The sequence below is a fragment of the Pseudomonas sp. PAMC 29040 genome, assembly GCF_003994535.1.
In the GTDB taxonomy this organism is placed as follows: Bacteria; Pseudomonadota; Gammaproteobacteria; order Pseudomonadales; family Pseudomonadaceae; genus Aquipseudomonas; species Aquipseudomonas paraversuta.
The window spans coordinates 92,134-110,702 of the sequence record NZ_RZAA01000001.1 but is presented as its reverse complement, the minus strand read 5'-3'; the positions used below and the strand labels follow the sequence as shown (position 1 = coordinate 110,702).

The window sequence follows — 18,569 nt, the reverse complement described above, 5'->3', positions numbered from 1 at the left end:
GCCATGCTTCAGGGCATCCAGCCCGCAGCCATTACTGCCTGTACGCGCCCTTGGGTAGCGCTATCAGATGGCGGAATATTTTCACGGTCTGTGTAATTATTGCCGCCACAAAAAAGCACGATTACGTGTGAGGTAATAATCAGCATGGATATTTATCAGGCAATGCGGGTGTTTGTCCGTGTGGTCGAGACAGGCAGTTTTACCGCTGCGGCTCAGGCGCTGGGCTATTCCACAGCGCAAACCTCGCGCTTGCTGTCTGAACTTGAATCCTCGCTGCAAGCCAGGCTGCTGCAGCGCAGCACACGGCGGCTGGCATTGACGGAGGTAGGTGCGCGCTATCTTGAGCGCTGCCGAATGATTCTTGGCGAAATAGAGGACGCAAATGCCGAAGCGGCCGGTGCCCATCTGATTCCCCGCGGCCATTTACGCGTACAGTCCACCACCGGGCTGGGGATCCAGCTCCTGGCGCCACTGGTGGCCCGTTATTCGCAGCTGTACCCGCAGGTCGATGTCGATCTGACCCTGTCTCAACGTCAACCCGACTTGCTTGAAGAAGGCCATGACGTGGTGATCACGTTATCGGCCAACCTGCCCGACTCGGAAATGATCGGCCAGCAACTGGGGAGTATCTTCAGCGTCATCAGCGCCGCACCGTCCTACCTGCAAAGCCAGGGCACGCCCAAGACTCCCGACGACCTCAACCAGCACCGCTGCCTGCATCTGGTTGACCCGCTGTTTACCGACAGCTGGACCTTCCGCGATGATCAGGGTGAACAGTCGATTCGCCCCGGCAGCGTGTTTCAGGTCAACGTTGCTGAAGCGATGGCCCAGGCCGCCGAAGCCGGACTCGGGGTTTGCCTGTTGCCGGATTACGTGGCGGTCGGTTCCTATCAGCGCGGTGCGCTGGTGCGCCTGTTGCCTCAATACCGGTTGCACGAAAAAAGCATCTACGCGCTTTACCCCTCGCGACGCTTTCTGGATGCCAAGGTCAAAACCTGGGTCGAGTTTCTCAAGCAGGAAATTCCGAAGGTGCTTGATCAGCACCAGGCCATCGTCGATGACCCGGCGCATTGGGCATAGCGTCAGACTTACCCTTGCTGCAGTTGCTCGCGCAAGGCCTGGGCGGTGCGATCGAACTGCAGTGGGGTCACCGAAATCCCGCCCTGGGTGACAACCCGGGTTTCTGTATCGGCGGCTTCGGGGTGCTGGTGGCGGGTAATACTGAGCCAGTAATAGCTGGACTCGCGAAAGTCCGTGCGCTCGTTCACACTCACCCCGTCCATACGGCCATGGCCCTGGCGGGTGATCTGTACGGGGCCGGCCTGCTCGGGCGCAACGTCCGGGAAGTTGATGTTCAGGCACGCTGATTGCTCCCAGCCCTTGCCCAGCAACTGGCGAATCACCCCGGGCGCCAGTGTGCGGGCCGTGTCCCAGCGCACCGAGTCGCGACGGGTAAAGTACTGGCTCAGGGCAATGGAGGGGATGCCCAGCAACAGGCCGGTCATCGCCGCTCCCACCGTGCCGGAGTACAGGGTTTCGACCCCCAGATTGGCGCCTTTGTTGATGCCGGACAGCAATAGCTGCGGCGGGCTGTCCATCAACTGCTGCAAGGCCATCGCAACACAGTCGGCCGGGGTTCCGGACACAGAAAAACGCCGCTCGCCACGGGCAGTCACCCGCAACGGGTGATGGATGCTGATGGCGGTGGAAATACCGCTCTGGTCATGGTCCGGGGCGACCACCCAGACTTCGTCTGCCAGTTCCCGAGCCACAGCCTCAAGGGCCTCAAGACCCGGGGCGTCGATCCCGTCATCATTGGTAATCAAAATTCGTTGCAGTCGAGCGACCGTCATTCCTGAACTCCTTGTTGTTGGGGAGTCGCCCAGAACGGCAAGGCAAAAGCCCGGATTGCCCGGCTCGCAACTTGCCGCTCGACGCTCCTGCTAGATGCCCTGCAATGCCAGATCCATCGCAAAGTAGGTCAGAATCATGTCTGCGCCGGCCCGCTTGATCGAGCCCAGGCTTTCACGAACCACCCGCGCTTCGTCGATGGCTCCGGCCAGGGCGCCGAACTTGATCATCGCGTACTCGCCGCTGACCTGATACGCCGCCAGAGGTAGACGCGAGGCTTCACGGACGTCACGAATGATGTCCAGGTACGCGCCGGCGGGCTTGACCATCAACACGTCGGCACCCTCCTGCTCGTCCAGCAGCGACTCGCGAATCGCTTCGCGACGATTCATCGGGTTCATCTGGTACGACTTGCGATCGCCTTTCAACGCGCTGCCACCTGCCTCACGGAAAGGACCATAGAGTGCCGAAGCGAACTTGGTGGAGTACGCCATGATCGAAGTGTCAATAAACCCGGCAGCATCCAGCGCGCTGCGGATGGCCTGAACCTGACCATCCATGGCCGCAGAAGGCGAGATGAAATCAGCGCCTGCCGCAGCGGCGGCAACGGCCTGCTTGCCCAGATTGATCAGGGTCGCATCATTGTCCACGCCATGATCGTGCATCACACCGCAATGACCGTGGGAGGTGTACTCGCAGAAGCAGGTGTCACTCATCACGATCATTTCCGGGGCGGTATCCTTGCAGATACGGGCCATGCGCGACACCAGACCGTCTTCACGCCATGAATCGCTACCTGTGGCATCCAGATGGTGCGACACGCCAAATGCCATCACCGACTTGATCCCTGCACGGGCATAGCGTTCGATTTCGCCGGCCAGTTTGGACTCGGGAATACGCATCACACCCGGCATGCTGGTGATAGGTACGAAGTCGTCGATTTCTTCTTCGACAAAAATCGGCAGCACCAGGTCGTTAAGGCTGAATTCGGTTTCCTGAAACATGTCGCGCAGGGTTTGCGAGCGGCGCAGGCGGCGGGGACGAACAGAAGGGAACTGGTTAGGCATCATGGTTCCTGATGGGCAGGTTCATAGACAGACGAGCCTTGGCCAAGGCTCAATGGCGCAACAAATACAGGATTGACCCTGCAATTGCAAAACATCCGGCCGGCCTGCGGCCTGTTGTCGCAGGCAGTGACTGCAACCATGGCGCATAGGCTCCGGTTGTACATTTCGTAAAAAAGCGTAACATCGCCGACCATGATTCTTGAACAGCTCAAAGCCCTGGGTAATGACACTCGCATGCAAATGATGGAGTGGCTCAAAGACCCGCTCAGCAATTTCCCGCGCCAGGACCATGGCGATCCTGCAATCGGCGTGTGCGTGACCCATTTGCAGCACAAGGCCGGTCTTTCCCCTTCCACTGCTTCGGCGCACCTGGCCATTTTGCAGCGTGCAGGCTTTGTCCTCACCACACGCATCGGCAAGTGGACGTACTACCGGCGCAATGAGCAGGCGATAGATGACTTTGCGGCTAGGCTGAAAGTCGAGTTGTAATTTTTAACCGATCATTTCGTTATTTTGCGTAATGTGAAAACTTGAGGACATCCCGTGAGCATTAAAACTATCTTCGTTGAACCCGGCGGCGGTTATCCAAATGTGGTCGTTGGCAGCAGCGAAGCACGCGCACCTGACAGTGGTGAAATCACTGTACGTTTACATGCCAACTCCCTGAACTATCACGACTTCGCCGTGGTAAGCGGCATGTGGGGACCGAGTCAAAAACGTATTCCCATGGCGGATGGCGCCGGTGAAGTGATTGCCGTCGGCAGTGCGGTCAGCGAGTTCAAGGTCGGCGATTCGGTGGTCAGCACTTTCTTCCCGGAGTGGATCGACGGCACCCCGCTGGTTGAGGGCTTTGTCAGCGTACCCGGTGATGGCATCGATGGTTATGCCCGTGAGCAAGTCACAGCCAAGGCCACCTCGTTTACCCTCGCCCCCACCGGCTACAGCCACGCCCAGGCCTCTACCCTGACCACCGCAGGTCTGACCGCATGGCGCGCCTTGATGGCCGATGACTCGCTCAAGCCCGGCGACACGGTGCTGGTCCAGGGCACGGGCGGGGTTTCGATTTTCGCCCTGCAATTCGCCAAAATGGCCGGCGCCACCGTGATCGCGACCTCTTCCAGCGATGAAAAACTCGAGCGTCTCAAAGCACTGGGCGCTGACCACGTCATCAACTACCGCAAGGACACTGCCTGGGGCGAGACGGCCCGTGCGCTCACCGGCGGTCGCGGGGTGGACCACATCATCGAAGTCGGCGGTCCGGAGACCCTTGAACAGTCGATGATCGCCATTCGCGTGGCCGGGCATATCTCGATCATCGGTATTTTGAGCGGCACCAGCGGCGCCATGAACTTTGTCCCGGCACTGATCAAGCAAGTGCGTCTGCAAGGGGTACTGGTAGGAAGCCGCAGCCAGCAACAGGACATGGTACGGGCGATCAATGCCAGCGGCATGCGCCCGGTCATCGACCGGCACTTCCCGCTGAGCGAGATTGTCGAGGCGTTCAAGTACCAGGAAACCAACCAGCATTTTGGCAAGATCGTGCTGGACATCTGACCCCATCACCGGTGGCGCATTGACAGTGCGTCACCGGCTTCTCTAGATTCAGGCATTTACCCAGAGAGCTAAGCCTGATGAGTCTTGAATCTGTCCGCGCATTTTTCCTCGCCAAAGCACCCGACCTGCACATCATTGAGCTGGCCACCAGTACCGCTACCGTAGCTCTGGCTGCCCAAGCCCACGGCGTTGAGCCCGGCCAGATCGCCAAGACCCTGGCCTTTCGTGTCGGTGAACGCAATGTGCTGCTGGTTGCCCGTGGCGATGCGCGTATCGATAACAAAAAAATCAAGAATGCCCTGGGCAGCAAAGCCAAGATGCTTGATGCCGATACTGTCGTGGCCCTGACCAGTCACCCCGTTGGCGGCGTTTGCCCGTTCGGGCTGGCGACCGATCTGGCGGTATATTGCGACATTTCCCTTAAAGCCTTCACTGAAGTGATGCCTGCAGCCGGCGCTACCCACACCGCTGTGCGTATCAGCCCCGACCGAATGGCCGAACTGGTCAATGCCCAATGGGTCGATGTCTGCCAGGCCAGCCAAACCGAAGAGACCGTTTAAACCGCTCTATTACAGGGCTTACAGGGGCGCATGGCGGCTGTGCATATGGAAAATATGGATGCTATCGATTATCATTATCCACTTCATCTGCACCCTGCCTCGGCTTCAATAAACCAACAAATGCGTGGCCGGGTGCTTTTTTAAAGGACTAATTGAGGCGCCCATGCACCGCTTTTCTTTCAGCAAATCCTTGATTTGCGCCACCCTGGGGATTTTCACCCTGCCCGCTTCAGCGGCCTTTCAACCCGTATCCGAGGCCGCTCTGGCCGGTGAATCGGACAGATCCTGTCACTTCAACGCGGACACCAGCTACGACTGCACCTCAACCTATAGCTACACCATCCTCACCAATAACGGTCGCGAAATGATTTCGCGTATCGACTTCAGCTTCCCGGAGTCTGACCGCCTGGAAATAATCAAGGCCGAATCGACCCAACCGGGCGCCAAACCAGTGGCACTGGCTGACACACAAATCGACACCCGAATGGCACCGAACCCGGACCAGGGTTTTTTACGCTTGAAGCAAACCTCGATCGCCTTCCCCAACCTGCGAATCGGCACGATGGTGAGCTATACCCTGCGCGAACACATAGCAGCCAAGCCGCTGAGTCATGAGTTTCACTATGTGCTGATGTTCCCCCCCAATGCGGTGCGTATGGACCGTTTTAAAAACAGCTTCAGCGCTGAAAAGCCAATCGTGTGGCGCAGCGAAATGATGGAAGACTTCAGCTTTACTCCGTCGGCCGACAACAAAAGCCTGGTCATTGAACAGAAGGCACCGCGCTTCGTGAATTATGTCAATGAAGCCGGCAACGCTTATATTCGCCAGCTGCCAAGGGTTGAACTGGGCAGTTCGAGCAGCTTGCAGGATTACTTCGGCGATTTTGCCCGGCGCTACACCGAAATTACCGCAGCCAGACTGCCTGCCATCAGTGCCAGGGCAGTGGCCGGCCTTAAAGGCTTGCCGCCGGAGCAACAGGTATCGGGCCTGATGCAGCATATCCACGATAACTATCGTTATCTGGGCGACTGGCGAGCCAGCGATCGGGGCTATGTGCCTTTCACCCTCGCTGAAATCGAAGACCGCGGCTATGGCGACTGCAAAGACCTGGCGGTACTGCTCACAGCCATGCTCAACGCAAGCGGCATCGACGCGCAGACCACCTGGGTCAGCCGTGGCAACATGAGCCTGGGGTTGTTGCTGCCGGGCACCTCAGCACCCAACCACGCCATCGTACGGGCGCGGGTCAACGGTAAAGTCTGGTGGCTCGACCCGACCAATCCGGTGTTCTCGCCGGGGCGCTCCATGCCGGATATTCAGGATCGCTGGGCACTGGTGATAGACCCGCAAGGCGCAGTTCGCCGGGAACATATCCCGCAAGAAGAACCTGTTGTCAGCACCCTGGTACGGAAACAGGAACACTTCAACCCTGATGGCACCGCGCGCACCAGCGCCGACATCGAAATGAGCCAGATGCGCCTGATGAGACTGAGTGTGGCCGATAACCAGTCGGGTATTTCTGGTACCGACCAGGACCTTTGCGACCGGTTCAGCAAGGAACAGACCGATTGCACGATTACACGCTCAGCCACCGGGTTTGTGGTACCCCACAAGTATCAGGTCAAGGCCGAACTGACCGACCTGCGCCCATTGAAGACACTCTCGGGCCAAAGCGTGTACCAGCCCGCCTTCATGACTGAACGCTGGGATGATTTGGTCAATTACCGCCGCACCGGGCAAAAGGCCGATTTGTATCTGGAAGATCCTGAAACCATGGACTACGAGATCACCCTGTCAGGGCTACAGGTTGCGCAGAACATCAAGAGCTGCACCGTTCGTTCGCCCTGGTTCGACATGGACCTCAATGGCAAACAGGTCGAGGGCCATTACCGCTACCAGTACCGCCTGACACAAAAGCAACGCTGGCTGAGCCATGACGACATCATGAGCGGCCCTTTCGAAGCAATGCTCAAGGAAGCCAGAAACTGCAACGATCAGATGCAGCAAGTGGTGACACTGCAAACCGCGGCCTGAGTTAATCAAACAGCTGCAAAAAAGCCTGGCCCTCTTGCGGGGGCCAGGCTTTTTTTGAGTCCGCAATCAGGCGATCGCGGTATCCACCAACACCTGGGCTTCTTCTACCAGACGGCTCAGGTGCTCGTCACCGATAAAGCTCTCGGCGTAGATTTTGTAAATGTCTTCAGTGCCAGAAGGGCGTGCCGCAAACCAGCCGTTTTTAGTCATCACCTTGAGTCCGCCAATTGCCTGATCGTTACCGGGCGCATGACTGAGAATCCCGGTAATGTCTTCGCCGGCCAGGCTTGTGGATTTGACTTGCTCCGGCGACAGCTTGCCAAGCAGGGCTTTCTGTTGCGGGGTAGCCTTGGCATCGACCCGGGTCGAGAACGGCAGGCCCAGGTCTTCGGTCATTTGCTGATACAGCTGCGAAGGATCACGACCGGTACGGGCCGTCATTTCTGCGGCCAGCAGCGAAGGAATCAGGCCGTCCTTGTCTGTCGACCAGACACTGCCGTCCAGGCGCAGGAATGAAGCCCCGGCGCTTTCTTCGCCACCAAAGCCCAGCGAGCCTTCAAACAGGCCATCGGCAAACCATTTGAAGCCCACCGGCACTTCGTACAGGCGGCGGCCCAGACGGGCAGCAACGCGGTCAATCAGCCCGCTGCTGACAACGGTCTTGCCAACGGCTGCGTCTGCACGCCAGTGCGGACGGTTCTGGAACAGATAGTCGATGGACACTGCCAGGTAGTTGTTGGGGGCCAACAGACCGCCTGAAGGGGTAACAATGCCGTGGCGGTCATGGTCGGGGTCGCAGGCAAAAGCCACGTCGAAACGCTCTTTAAGGCCAATCAACCCCTGCATGGCATAGCTGGAGGACGGGTCCATGCGGATGCGCCCGTCCCAGTCCACACACATGAAGCGGAAGGTTGGATCTACCGAGGTGTTCACCACTTCCAGGTTCAAGCCGTAGTGCTCGCCGATCGCCGGCCAGTAGTTCACGCCCGCGCCGCCCAATGGGTCCACGCCAAGACGCAGGTTGGCGCCGCGCAGGGTATCCATGTCGATCACGTTCTTCAGATCGGCGACATAGGTATTCAGGTAGTCGTGACGATGGGTGGTGCCGGCCTTCAAGGCCTGTTCGTAGCTGATGCGTTTGACACCCGCCAGCCTGGCTGCCAGTAACTCGTTGGCCTTGGCCTCGATCCACTTGGTGACATCGGTATCGGCCGGGCCGCCGTTAGGCGGGTTGTACTTGAAACCGCCGCTTTCAGGCGGGTTGTGCGATGGTGTAATAACCACACCATCGGCCAGGCCTGAAGTCCGACCGCGGTTGTAGCAAATAATGGCGTGGGAAATGGCCGGCGTCGGGGTGTATTCGTCATTGGCGGCGATCATGGTTTCGACGCCATTGGCGGCAAACACTTCCAGCGCACTGGCACCAGCAGGCGTCGACAGTGCATGGGTGTCGATGCCGACAAACAGCGGACCATTGATGCCTTTCATCTGCCGGTACAGGCAAATGGCCTGGCTGATGGCCAATACATGCCACTCATTGAAACTCAGCTCAAACGAACTGCCGCGGTGACCGGAAGTACCAAAGGCCACACGCTGGGTGGCGATCGCTGCATCAGGTTGACCGGTGTAATAAGCGGTCACCAGTCGCGCAATATCGACCAGCAATTTCGCAGGAGCCGGTTTGCCCGCAAGAGGACTGAGAGTCATGCAAAACCTCGGGAAATAAATGATTCAGAGGAAAAAAGGCAGTTTACTGGCAGTTCGACACTGGCGCGAAGCAATCTATCCCTGCAAGTGCACCTGTTTTGCACTTAAATAGCCTTTTAGTTGTCAGATACAGCCCATAGATTCACCTGAACGACATTTTTCTGTTCTGAAATAAGGAAGCAGCATGAAACCACTCTTGATCAGCGCGGCCCTGGCCCTTTCGCTGAGTACGCTGTGCAGCGTCGCCAACGCCGCCAAACTTGAGGATGTGGCGCCCTACCCTAAAGCCGAAGCGGGCTATAGCCGACAAGTCATTCACCTGCCCAAGCAAAAGAATGAGGACGACTACAAAGTCCAGATCATTGCCGGCAAGACCCTGCAGGTGGACTGCAACCAGCAGCGTCTGGGCGGCAAGCTGGAAGAAAAAACCCTCAAGGGCTGGGGCTATCCGATGTATCGCCTGAACAAGGTCAGCGGGCCGATGAGCACGATGATGGCCTGCCCTGAAGGCAAGTCGCACCCCGAATTTGTCCCCGTGGTCGGCGATGGCTTCATGCTGCGCTATAACAGCAAGTTGCCGATCGTGGTCTACGTGCCCAAGGACATAGAAGTGCGTTACCGGATCTGGTCGGCCTCCAAGCAGATCAAGCAGGCGGTCAGCGAGTAAACAATCAATAACCCTGGCAGGGAGCGACGGCTGCGACAGGCATCTTTAAATGCGCGAGCCCTGCGGGCTCGATCGCAGCCTTCGTTCCTCGCCAGCGACTATGGCTCTGCTGACTATTGCAAGCCGACGCGATACAACGCGCCGTTGCTTTCATCGGTCAAGACATACAAATAACCGTCCGGGCCCTGGCGCACGTCCCGGATACGCGCGTTCAGACCGCCCAACAAGCGCTCTTCATGCACCACCTTGTCACCATCAAGCTGTAGCCGGATCAGGTCTTTATCGGCCAGCGCGCCGATAAACAGGTTGTGCTGCCAGGGCTTGAAGCGCTCCCCATCGTAGAACGCCATCCCGCTAATGCCCGGAGACTTCTCCCACACATGATGGGGGCCTGTGGTTCCTTCGGCTGTTTTGCCCCCGGCTTCAGAGATGGGCTGCGAAGAATAGTCAATGCCATGGGTCGCCAGTGGCCAGCCATAGTTCTTGCCGCGCTCGATCAGGTTGATTTCGTCGCCGCCTTTGGGGCCATGCTCATGGCTCCAGAGTGTCCCGGTCCAGGGGTTCAGGGTGGCACCCTGCTGATTGCGATGGCCAAATGACCAGATTTCCGGGCGTACCCCTTGCTGGCCCACAAAAGGGTTGTCGGGCGGGATTCGACCGTCAGGGTATATGCGCACCACTTTGCCCTGCAGCTTGTCGAGGTCCTGGGCAGTCGGTCGCTGATTATTTTCGCCAAGGGCAATAAATAAATAGCCATCACGGTCAAACACCAGACGTGAGCCGAAATGGTTGCCGGTTGACAGTTTGGGCTCCTGACGAAAGATCACCTCAAAGTTGCTGAGTTTGGTCAGATCATCCGACAAGCGCCCGCGTCCAACCGTGGTCCCCGCTTTGCCGTCCTCACCACCCCCTTCGGCGTAGGACAGGTACACCAGGCGATCCTCGACAAAACTCGGCGACAGCACCACATCCAGCAGGCCGCCCTGCCCTTTGGCCCATACCTGGGGAACACCGGATAGCGGGGCAGAAAGTTTGCCGGACGGGCTCACCACCCGCAGGTTGCCCGGAAGTTCGGTAACCAGCATGCCCTGCTTTTCCGGGAGAAAGGCCAGGGCCCAGGGATGTACAAGGCCTTCGACAACTGGCGTTGCAGTGACTGTTCCGGACTCGGAGGCAAAGGTGCGTTGGGCATCGGCATGGGCCATGACAGCCACATTGAGCAGCGAGGTGGCGCACAGCGTGGCCAGGGTTTTTCTCAACATTGGCTGATCCTTGTTCGATTAACGATTGTCCCGCGGCTGAAGCGATGGCGCCGTTGGCTTGATGGTCCGGGGTGGGGGCTGGCTACGCGGGTAGCCATTGCCGATTTGCCCGTTCTCAATGGACGGCTGGCGTACCACTGGGGCCGTCGACGGGCTTCGTACCGCTGGCGTTGCGGGGATCGTGCCCTGTCGGCTGTTGGGATTGATGCGTCGCAGCGTATTGTCTGCAGGCGCAGAATTGGGGCTCAGGGTGTTTTGCGCCACCCGCCCGGACTCTGAAGTCAAAGAGGTGCCGGCCTGCGCCTGGGCGACAAGTACAGCCCCCAGGAGCAAGCATAGATAGCTGGACCGGATAATATTCATCTTCGCCCCCATGGTTTGTTCATCTCATGGCTCCTGTGCGGGGCCGTTCACTGGCAGGCTCAGTCTTCAGGACCGATCTCGATGACCACTGATTCCCGGGCCTCCTCCAGCAACGCCTGACGGCAGACCTGATAGCAATCCTCGATATGGCCGTTGCCGACCATTTTCATCACCCCAAAACTGATGGTTGCGGCGACCGCCTGCCCCACAAACGGCACGAAGCGGATCACCGACTTGGTCGCCACCTTGGTGCCCATCTTGCGTACCAAGGACATGACCAGTGTCCGGCTGATGAATTTGCCGATGACTTCACTGCCGATCCCGGAAACCGCCACCACAATCAGGCGCCTGGACCGCGAGTCCAGCCGCTCGATCTGCTGCGGGGTCAGTCCGAACTTGCTGTTGATCGCCGGCAGCATTTCCACCAGCAACGCCACATCAGTGCCTATGTCGAGCCCGGGAATAGGGATGGCCGCGGCGCCTGCCGATACGGCCGAGCGTTTGGTGACCATGGATTTGCACTCGTCACGAATGCGATCAAGTTCGGCCAGTGACCTGATTAACATAAGTTACCCCCCGCCAATTAAAAATAACGCGAACCTAGTCTACTACGGCCTTCAGACCGCCAAGGCAGCCCTGCTTTTGATGTAGAGGATAGATGGGGCGAGAAATTCACAAGGCTGGAAAAGGTTTTTCGCCACGAACGGGCTCAGGCAGGAACAGAGGGGGTAAGCCTGTACTCTTGTGAAGTACAGGCCTGGCGCATTACACGTCTTTTTTGACTTTGGCCCACTCGGACTTGATTTTTTGTACGAAGGATTCTTTCGGCGTTTCCTTGCAGGCAGTGATTACCAGCGGGGTGATTTTGGCAACGCCGTCCACGTCCAGAACAGCATCCTCAACCTGGCCTTTCTTGTTCACTGCTTCACCCAGACCAACGGCGATCGGCTGATAGGTTTCATCAACCGCCAGGAAATCCGCGCACGTCCATTGCGCAACAGGCTGCTTGGCATCAGCTTGTGCCAGGCCCGACAGTGCGACAAGACTGACAGCGCTCAACAGCAGAATGTGCTTCTTCATATGAATATTTCCCTATTATCAAAAAGAGTTGATGTGTTTCTACCTGCCGCCAAGAACATAGTAGTGAATGCATTAGCTGTCAAAAAATCACTACAACTTATTTATTCTTTTAGCGCCTGAAACACCAGGGTTTTACATTTAAAAGACACACTAAACCTGAACGGATATCACGTTATCCGTTCAGTACCTTCAGCAACTAAGGTTCAAGTTTCGCAGGCTCCCGACACTGGGTAAGAATGCCTGCTGAATTGGCTATGGCGGGCCGTTTATTGAGAAAGAATGACCTTCATTGCCTTCTCCTTTGCCGCATTGCCGAACACCTCATAAGCCTGAAGAATGTCGTTGAGTGCGAATCGGTGGGTAATCAGCTGGCCGGCATCTACCTTGCCGGACTGCACCGTTTTCATGAGCATGGGCGTGGTGTTGGTATTGACCAGCCCGGTCGAAATGGTGACGTTCTGGATCCAGAGTTTTTCCAGGTGCAGCTCAACACTTTTGCCATGCACCCCCACGTTGGCAATGCTGCCTCCAGGGGCTACAACCGACTGGCAGGTATCGAAGGATGCCGGGATGCCCACCGCCTCAATCGCCACATCCACCCCTACCCCCTGGGTCAACTCGAAGATGCGTTCAACGGCATTCTGCGTGTTGATATCAATCACATGGGTAGCGCCAAAACGCTGCGCAACTTCAAGACGATTGGTGTCGCCATCAACCATGATCAGCAAGGCGGGCGAGTAAAATTGCGCCGTCAGCAAGGCGGCCATGCCCACAGGGCCCGCCCCGACTATCACCACACTGTCACCCGGCTTGACCTTGCCGGCGAGCACGCCGATCTCGAAGCCGGTAGGCAAAATGTCGCTGAGCATCACCAGCGCTTCTTCATCCGCGCCGGCGGGCACCGGGTACAGGCTGTTGTCGGCATGGGGAATACGCACATATTCGGCCTGGGTACCGTCAATCGTATGGCCCAGAATCCAGCCGCCGTCAGCGCAATGGGAGTACATCTGCCGCCGGCAGTTGGGGCAACTGCCGCATGAGGTGATGCATGAAATCAGCACATGATCACCGGGCTTGAAGTTGCGAATTGCCGGCCCTACGGCCTCGACCACTCCGACCCCTTCATGGCCCAGCACCGTACCTTTGGTGACCTCGGGTACGTCGCCCTTGAGGATGTGCAGATCGGTACCACAGATAGTGGTGTGCAAAATACGGACTATGGCATCGGTCGGCTTGTCGATGACCGGTTTGGCGATATCAGACCAGGCTTTTGCGCCTGGCCCCTGATAGGTGAGCGCTTTCATATGGGCTTTCCTTAGTCAGATCAAAAAACAACAGCAACTGGCGTTGATGTGACTCAAGCGCCAGCCCCCAAAGTCGTTCGATGCAGTTAAGCAGCCTTTTCTCCATACACCCTTGCCGCAGGTCATAAAGCCCCGGGTTAAGCATGCGGTCTGTCGCCTCTAGCCTTTGGACGACACCGAGAAATCGGTTTCGCCCCTGGCGTCGGACCTGAGTTCAATCTTGTAAGTCTTGCTGGTGCCACAGCCGGACACCTGCCAGGTTTCAACCGCTTTGCTGATTGACCCGGTGGGCGATTGCTCAACACTGGCAATCGTGGTGTCCACATTGCTGATGGACCTGCAGTGGGTCATTGCCGAGAACAGGCCCTGCACATTCACCAGCACATCCTTGCGCAGGACGGGGTCAGTGACCGACTGGCCGCTGAAGGGTGGGCTATGGGCGCAGCCCGTCAGGGTAGCGGCGGCGAAAACCATACTGATGAGGGCAAAGTGACACTTGTTCTTGATCTGCATATTCAATCCTTGAAACGGCTCCATGCCGTGCCTGACCCCGGCAGCCTAGCAGTATCGGAGCACCGCCGGTATCAGGCAGCGACCCTGCGCCATGAACTGAGCAGTGGCGACTCGCCCGGATAATATTATTCGGGCGAGTCGCGGCTTCGAAAAAGGCATGCAGTGGCACCGGAAGTTGAATACTCGGTGACAGTTTTTAAATATTCACCGCCCTTATCCATGGCCTGCTCTGCCATTAAGTAACATTAAACTTTACTGACTTTTATACCTTTGAAAAACAGCAGCAGTAACACCCCCGCCAATATTTCAAAACCGGCCACCATATACAGGCCTGCCGCCAGGCTACCGGTCTGGGTTTTAAGCCAGCCGATCATATAAGGCGCGACGAACCCTGCCAGATTGCCGATGCAGTTGATCAGGGCGATGCCCCCTGCTGCTGCAGTACCTGCCAGAAATGCACCCGGAATTGACCAGAACACCGGAAAAGCCGCAAGAATGCCCATGGCTGCAACGGTCAAGGCGATAAGTGCCAGTACTGCGTTACCGATAAACAGGCCAGTGCAGATCAATCCCAGCCCCGCCAGGATCGCAGCCATGGCGCAATGGATGCGGCGCTCGGCGCTCTTGTCAGAATGGAAGCCGTTCCACAGCATCGCCACAGTCCCCAAAATAAAAGGGATTGAGGAAAGCAGCCCGATGTTCATGGTGTCATTCACACCCAGGGACTTGATGACCGATGGAGTCCAGAACGCAATGGTTGCGTTACCGCTCACCAGGCAGAAGTAGACCAGTGCACACAACCACAATTTGGGATAACGCAACAGAGTCCGCAGGTCGCTGTGTTTACCCGGCGCGCTGTCCTCGCGGGCAATGGTAGCGGACACCATTTTGCGCTGTGCCGCCGTCAGCCACTTGGCATTCGCCGGTTTTTCCGGAAGATAGCGCAGCACCAGGAAGCCGGCGATAACCGACGGAATACCTTCCAGGATAAACAGCCATTGCCAGTTGGCCAGACTGCCGACACCCACCATGCGACTCATGATGAAACCGGCCAGTGGCCCGCCGACGACCCCGGCAATTGCGAAAGAGGTCATGAACATGCCGTTGATCTTGGCCCGCTGGGCCGCTGGAAACCAGTAAGTGAGGTACAACACCACACCCGGAAAGAAACCCGCTTCAAAGGCCCCCAGCAAAAACCGCAACACATAGAAGGACCAGGCACTTTCAACATAGGCCATGGCAATGGACGTCAGGCCCCACATGATGGTGATGCGCGCCAGGGTGCGGCGGGCACCGATTTTTTCCAGAAGCAGATTGCTCGGAACTTCAAAAAAGAAGTAGCCGATAAAGAAAATCCCCGCTCCCAGGCCGTAGACCGCCTCACTGAAGCCCAGGTCCTGCAACATGGAGAGTTTGGCGAAGCCGACATTCACCCGGTCGATCCAGGCCAGCACGAAGAGAAACACTAAAAACGGCAACAGGCGCCAGGCGATCTTTCGATAGACAGCACTGACTTCGGCCGCTACCGGGTCGAGGTCAAGCTCTGAAGCCATTGTTGTACTTGGGTTGCTTCGGTTCATAAGTCATCTCGTCAATACGTTGCGCAGTGAGCCGCCGCTGCCGATTTCCAGGCGAGCGTCGGCGCACGGTGGTTGGCCGTGGCGTTCCGGGAGCAAAGCAGTATTAAAAATCAGGCAGGCCGGGCCTGCCCTCCAGTTACGGGCAAGGCATCAGGCGACTCCCCGCAACAGAGCCTCAACCGCGCGCGACACTTGCAGCACCCGTGCGTCCTGCCCGTGCAGTCCCGCGATTGATAGCCCCACCGGCAACTCTTCAGCCAGCTGACAGGGCAAACTCAAGGCGCAACCGTCGAGAAAATTGATCACACTGGTATTGCGCAGCACCAGGCCATTGGCGGCGAAAAAGCTTTCGTCCGTGGCAAGGTCTGCCAGCTTCGGCGGTACCACGGCGACACTGGGCATCAGCCAGGCATCGGCATCGCCCAGACGCTCCCGGGCGATGGCAATCAAGCGCTGGCGTTCGGCCTGGGTATCCAGGTAATCAGCTGCACCAATGGCCGCACCGCGCCGAATGCGCTGGGCGACACGGGCGTCGTACTGCTGTGCGTCGTCGCCTTCCAGCCACTGGCGATGGCCGTGCCAGGCTTCGGCGGCAGTCAGTCCGCCGGCAGCGTTGATACGGGGCAATTGGTGCAGCTCGGGAAAATCAAACCAGCGGATGCTGGCCCCGGCCTCGGCGAGCAGGCCCAAACTGCGTTCGAAAGCCACAGCCACGGTCTCATCCAGCTGATCGAGGACGAAATCCCGGGTCACCGCCAGACGCAGACCGGCCAGGGACGGCATGGGGGTAGCGAGTTGCTCCCCCGAGAGAATCCGGTCCAGCAGGATGCTGTCGGCGACACTGCGGGTCAGAGCGCCAATGGAATCCAGGCTCGGCGCCAGGGGGAAGGTACCGGTTAGCGGGACGCGACTGGCACTGGGTTTGAACCCGGTCAGATTGCAGAAGGCCGCCGGAATCCTGATCGAGCCGCCGGTATCGGTGCCCAGCCCCGCGACCGCCATCTCGAGCGCCACACTGACCGCGGCGCCGGAGCTGGAGCCACCGGCAATGCGCTGTTCTGCACATGGGGTCAGCGGTGTGCCGTAGTGAGGATTCAGTCCGAGACCGGAAAATGCAAACTCACTCATATTGGTTCGACCCAGCACAATAGCCCCCGCCGCTCTCAACCGCTCCACGACCACTGCATCGCGACTGGCCGCCGGTGCCTCGGCCAGCAGGCTGGAGCCGCTGGCCGTGATCTGCCCGGCCACATCGAACAGGTCCTTGATCGAAACCGGCAGGCCGGCCAGGGTCGACGGCACATAGCCCGAAGACCGCGCCAGGTCGCTGGCACGGGCCGCCAGCAAGGCGCTGCGGGCATCAACGCTGATATAGGCCACTCCGCCTGCCTCGCGATGTGCCTCAATGCGGGCCAATGCCTGTTTGACCAGCGCCTCGCTGGTGGTACGGCCCTCAGCCAGGTCCTGGGCGAGCTGTGCAATATCTTTCATTGTCTGTTCACTCCGCCACAGGCAGCGACTCGACACCGTACTGGTGACGCAGGCTGCGGTTAAGGACGGGGTCGAACAATTCCATTTCAAAGGCTTCGCCATAACCCAGTTCGCCAATCACCGATTGGGTGCCGCAGAACATCGCGGTATCCGCTGGCAATGCGCCGGCGCTATTGAGTTTTTCCAACAGGGTTTGCGGCGCCAGCAAATTGGTCACCGGGCCTTGCTGATACAGCGCACGTTCGCCATCACGCACCCGCCAGGTACGCATTACCAGTTGATCCCAATGCGCCTCAACTTCGGCAAAGCGCCAGACCTGCTGCGCAATCGGCTTGTCGCACATCTGTTTCGACACCGTGACGTCGTAGCTTTCAACCTTGCGATCGGTGTGATCCGAGCCCAGGCCGATCAACAGCCCCTCCTCACTTGGAATCAATACAAACTCGGTCTCGCCGGAAGAGTCCTTGCCCGGCACCTGGATGCTCTGCGCGGTGTTCAGCAGGCTGGCCGAAACCCGGTAGAAACACGGGATCTGCGTAGGACGGCGCACGCCAAGAGCTTCCAGTTCGGCAATATGGTGTTCCACCGCTTCACTGTTACGCCCTGCCCAGCCGGCAATGATCAAATGCTTGATGCTGGCCTGGTGCTCACCTTGGCCGACGACGTGGAAAGTCAATTGAGTCATGAAAGAGTGCTCCGGATCGATAATTAAAGGGTGCGCATGATGGCGCGACGGAAGTCGTCGATGTGGTGATGGATCGCCGCGACAGCGGCATCGCCGTCTCGCTGTTCCACCGCCTCGAGAATGTGCATGTGCTCGTCATAGATGCGCTGGCTGTGGTGGTTTTCCGACAGCGTCAGGTACCAGAAACGGGCCTGCTTTTCGTGCAGGTTGCGCAGCAGTTCAGCCAGGACGCGATTGTGTGCGGCGGCTGAAATCGACATATGAAATTGCAGATCCAGCGTCATGAGCCCGGTCACGTCGTGGTCCGCCAGCAATTGAGGGGTGCGCTCAAGAATGTCGCGCATGGCCTTGATATCAGTGTCGTGGGCACGTTCCACCGCCAGCTTGATACACAGCTGCTCGTTGGAAACACGCACCTCGATCATATCCAGCACATCGTTAAGTGACAGCGCGGTCACCATCACCCCCTTGCGCGGCATGATCGTGACCATGCCTTCTACTTCAAGGCGATGCAGCGCCTGGTGGATCGGCGTTCGGCCAAGCCCCAGCAGCGCTGCCAGTTGCGCCTCGTTGATGGCGTCGCCAGGGCGGAACTCGCAGCTGATGATTCGCTGCTTTATTTGCGCATACGCCAGCTCCCGCAGTTGGGCGGCGCTCTTGATGAGCGGCGGCGTGGACTGCTGATGGCTGGAAACATCAATGGATTTCGGCATTTTCACTCCTGATATTCATCTGATATATCAGATGAATATCAGACTAAGCAAAGCCTGTGCCAGACTCTGCGCAGTGACTGAAAACGCCGGTTTACAAGGGATCGGGGGAAACAAGGATGAGCGAAGGGAGGCTCCGG

18 protein-coding genes are annotated in these 18,569 nt (G+C 58.2%); 6 read left to right on the top strand and 12 right to left on the bottom strand.

What is annotated here, in order from left to right; genetic code table 11:
• Positions 1 to 144 precede the first annotated feature (144 nt).
• On the top strand, positions 145 to 1,080 hold the full coding sequence (locus WG29040_RS00505) for a LysR family transcriptional regulator (protein ID WP_003445752.1): 936 nt from the start codon (positions 145 to 147) through the stop codon (positions 1,078 to 1,080).
• Between the two features lie 8 nt (positions 1,081 to 1,088).
• On the opposite strand, the gene surE is transcribed toward WG29040_RS00505, so the two are convergent.
• Both surE and hemB read right to left on the bottom strand, forming a co-directional pair.
• On the bottom strand, positions 1,089 to 1,853 hold the full coding sequence (gene surE, locus WG29040_RS00500) for a 5'/3'-nucleotidase SurE (protein WP_127195359.1): 765 nt from the start codon (positions 1,851 to 1,853) through the stop codon (positions 1,089 to 1,091).
• A 90-nt stretch (positions 1,854 to 1,943) separates the two neighbouring features.
• Positions 1,944 to 2,918, bottom strand: a complete 975-nt coding sequence (gene hemB / locus WG29040_RS00495; RefSeq protein WP_003445756.1) for a porphobilinogen synthase — start codon at positions 2,916 to 2,918, stop codon at positions 1,944 to 1,946.
• A 192-nt stretch (positions 2,919 to 3,110) separates the two neighbouring features.
• Between hemB and WG29040_RS00490 the strand changes: the two genes are divergently transcribed.
• From WG29040_RS00490 to WG29040_RS00475, 4 genes are all read left to right on the top strand, one after another.
• On the top strand, positions 3,111 to 3,407 hold the full coding sequence (locus tag WG29040_RS00490; RefSeq protein WP_010657033.1) for a helix-turn-helix transcriptional regulator: 297 nt from the start codon (positions 3,111 to 3,113) through the stop codon (positions 3,405 to 3,407).
• A 54-nt stretch (positions 3,408 to 3,461) separates the two neighbouring features.
• On the top strand, positions 3,462 to 4,472 hold the full coding sequence (locus WG29040_RS00485; RefSeq protein WP_003445759.1) for an NAD(P)-dependent alcohol dehydrogenase: 1,011 nt from the start codon (positions 3,462 to 3,464) through the stop codon (positions 4,470 to 4,472).
• A gap of 77 nt (positions 4,473 to 4,549) precedes the next feature.
• Positions 4,550 to 5,032, top strand: coding sequence for a YbaK/EbsC family protein (locus WG29040_RS00480; RefSeq protein WP_003445761.1), 483 nt, complete (start codon positions 4,550 to 4,552; stop codon positions 5,030 to 5,032).
• Positions 5,033 to 5,195: 163 nt separating this feature from the next.
• A complete protein-coding gene (locus WG29040_RS00475) occupies positions 5,196 to 7,067 on the top strand; it encodes a DUF3857 domain-containing transglutaminase family protein (RefSeq protein ID WP_127195358.1) in 1,872 nt (623 codons plus the stop codon).
• Positions 7,068 to 7,133: 66 nt separating this feature from the next.
• Here the strand turns inward: WG29040_RS00475 and pgm are convergent, their stop codons facing one another.
• On the bottom strand, positions 7,134 to 8,774 hold the full coding sequence (gene pgm, locus WG29040_RS00470; protein ID WP_010657036.1) for a phosphoglucomutase (alpha-D-glucose-1,6-bisphosphate-dependent): 1,641 nt from the start codon (positions 8,772 to 8,774) through the stop codon (positions 7,134 to 7,136).
• Between the two features lie 184 nt (positions 8,775 to 8,958).
• On the opposite strand from pgm, the gene eco reads away from it, so the two are divergent.
• A complete protein-coding gene (gene eco / locus WG29040_RS00465; protein ID WP_003445767.1) occupies positions 8,959 to 9,441 on the top strand; it encodes a serine protease inhibitor ecotin in 483 nt (160 codons plus the stop codon).
• Positions 9,442 to 9,554: 113 nt separating this feature from the next.
• Here eco and WG29040_RS00460 read toward each other — a convergent pair whose 3' ends face one another.
• From WG29040_RS00460 to WG29040_RS00415, 9 genes are all read right to left on the bottom strand, one after another.
• Positions 9,555 to 10,703 carry a PQQ-dependent sugar dehydrogenase gene (locus tag WG29040_RS00460; RefSeq protein WP_003445769.1) on the bottom strand — a complete coding sequence of 383 codons (1,149 nt, stop codon included), beginning with the start codon at positions 10,701 to 10,703 and terminating at the stop codon, positions 9,555 to 9,557.
• 422 nt (positions 10,704 to 11,125) lie between these two features.
• Positions 11,126 to 11,632: a hypothetical protein gene (locus tag WG29040_RS00450; RefSeq protein ID WP_003445772.1), complete on the bottom strand. Its 507-nt coding sequence runs from the start codon at positions 11,630 to 11,632 to the stop codon at positions 11,126 to 11,128.
• A 199-nt stretch (positions 11,633 to 11,831) separates the two neighbouring features.
• Positions 11,832 to 12,146, bottom strand: a complete 315-nt coding sequence (gene hdeA, locus WG29040_RS00445; RefSeq protein ID WP_003445774.1) for an acid-activated periplasmic chaperone HdeA — start codon at positions 12,144 to 12,146, stop codon at positions 11,832 to 11,834.
• Between the two features lie 266 nt (positions 12,147 to 12,412).
• Positions 12,413 to 13,450: a zinc-dependent alcohol dehydrogenase family protein gene (locus WG29040_RS00440; protein WP_003445776.1), complete on the bottom strand. Its 1,038-nt coding sequence runs from the start codon at positions 13,448 to 13,450 to the stop codon at positions 12,413 to 12,415.
• A 159-nt stretch (positions 13,451 to 13,609) separates the two neighbouring features.
• Positions 13,610 to 13,963, bottom strand: a complete 354-nt coding sequence (locus tag WG29040_RS00435) for a hypothetical protein (RefSeq protein ID WP_127195357.1) — start codon at positions 13,961 to 13,963, stop codon at positions 13,610 to 13,612.
• Between the two features lie 245 nt (positions 13,964 to 14,208).
• Positions 14,209 to 15,516 carry an MFS transporter gene (locus tag WG29040_RS00430; protein WP_010657038.1) on the bottom strand — a complete coding sequence of 436 codons (1,308 nt, stop codon included), beginning with the start codon at positions 15,514 to 15,516 and terminating at the stop codon, positions 14,209 to 14,211.
• A gap of 177 nt (positions 15,517 to 15,693) precedes the next feature.
• Positions 15,694 to 17,034: an amidase gene (locus WG29040_RS00425; protein ID WP_127195356.1), complete on the bottom strand. Its 1,341-nt coding sequence runs from the start codon at positions 17,032 to 17,034 to the stop codon at positions 15,694 to 15,696.
• 7 nt (positions 17,035 to 17,041) lie between these two features.
• On the bottom strand, positions 17,042 to 17,719 hold the full coding sequence (locus WG29040_RS00420) for a DUF2848 domain-containing protein (protein WP_127195355.1): 678 nt from the start codon (positions 17,717 to 17,719) through the stop codon (positions 17,042 to 17,044).
• A 23-nt stretch (positions 17,720 to 17,742) separates the two neighbouring features.
• Positions 17,743 to 18,432: a GntR family transcriptional regulator gene (locus tag WG29040_RS00415; protein WP_003445792.1), complete on the bottom strand. Its 690-nt coding sequence runs from the start codon at positions 18,430 to 18,432 to the stop codon at positions 17,743 to 17,745.
• Positions 18,433 to 18,569: the final 137 nt, after the last annotated feature.

Bases quoted from the DNA above. Each gene is read 5' to 3' on its own strand.
- WG29040_RS00490 (WP_010657033.1), top strand. From the start codon at position 3,111: ATGATTCTTGAACAGCTCAAAGCCCTGGGTAATGACACTCGCATGCAA.
- WG29040_RS00435 (WP_127195357.1), bottom strand. From the start codon at position 13,963: ATGCAGATCAAGAACAAGTGTCACTTTGCCCTCATCAGTATGGTTTTC.
- WG29040_RS00480 (WP_003445761.1), top strand. From the start codon at position 4,550: ATGAGTCTTGAATCTGTCCGCGCATTTTTCCTCGCCAAAGCACCCGAC.
- WG29040_RS00440 (WP_003445776.1), bottom strand. From the start codon at position 13,450: ATGAAAGCGCTCACCTATCAGGGGCCAGGCGCAAAAGCCTGGTCTGAT.
- eco (WP_003445767.1), top strand. From the start codon at position 8,959: ATGAAACCACTCTTGATCAGCGCGGCCCTGGCCCTTTCGCTGAGTACG.
- WG29040_RS00475 (WP_127195358.1), top strand. From the start codon at position 5,196: ATGCACCGCTTTTCTTTCAGCAAATCCTTGATTTGCGCCACCCTGGGG.
- pgm (WP_010657036.1), bottom strand. From the start codon at position 8,774: ATGACTCTCAGTCCTCTTGCGGGCAAACCGGCTCCTGCGAAATTGCTG.
- WG29040_RS00450 (WP_003445772.1), bottom strand. From the start codon at position 11,632: ATGTTAATCAGGTCACTGGCCGAACTTGATCGCATTCGTGACGAGTGC.
- WG29040_RS00420 (WP_127195355.1), bottom strand. From the start codon at position 17,719: ATGACTCAATTGACTTTCCACGTCGTCGGCCAAGGTGAGCACCAGGCC.
- WG29040_RS00505 (WP_003445752.1), top strand. From the start codon at position 145: ATGGATATTTATCAGGCAATGCGGGTGTTTGTCCGTGTGGTCGAGACA.
- surE (WP_127195359.1), bottom strand. From the start codon at position 1,853: ATGACGGTCGCTCGACTGCAACGAATTTTGATTACCAATGATGACGGG.
- hdeA (WP_003445774.1), bottom strand. From the start codon at position 12,146: ATGAAGAAGCACATTCTGCTGTTGAGCGCTGTCAGTCTTGTCGCACTG.
- WG29040_RS00430 (WP_010657038.1), bottom strand. From the start codon at position 15,516: ATGGCTTCAGAGCTTGACCTCGACCCGGTAGCGGCCGAAGTCAGTGCT.
- WG29040_RS00460 (WP_003445769.1), bottom strand. From the start codon at position 10,703: ATGTTGAGAAAAACCCTGGCCACGCTGTGCGCCACCTCGCTGCTCAAT.
- WG29040_RS00415 (WP_003445792.1), bottom strand. From the start codon at position 18,432: ATGCCGAAATCCATTGATGTTTCCAGCCATCAGCAGTCCACGCCGCCG.
- WG29040_RS00425 (WP_127195356.1), bottom strand. From the start codon at position 17,034: ATGAAAGATATTGCACAGCTCGCCCAGGACCTGGCTGAGGGCCGTACC.
- hemB (WP_003445756.1), bottom strand. From the start codon at position 2,918: ATGCCTAACCAGTTCCCTTCTGTTCGTCCCCGCCGCCTGCGCCGCTCG.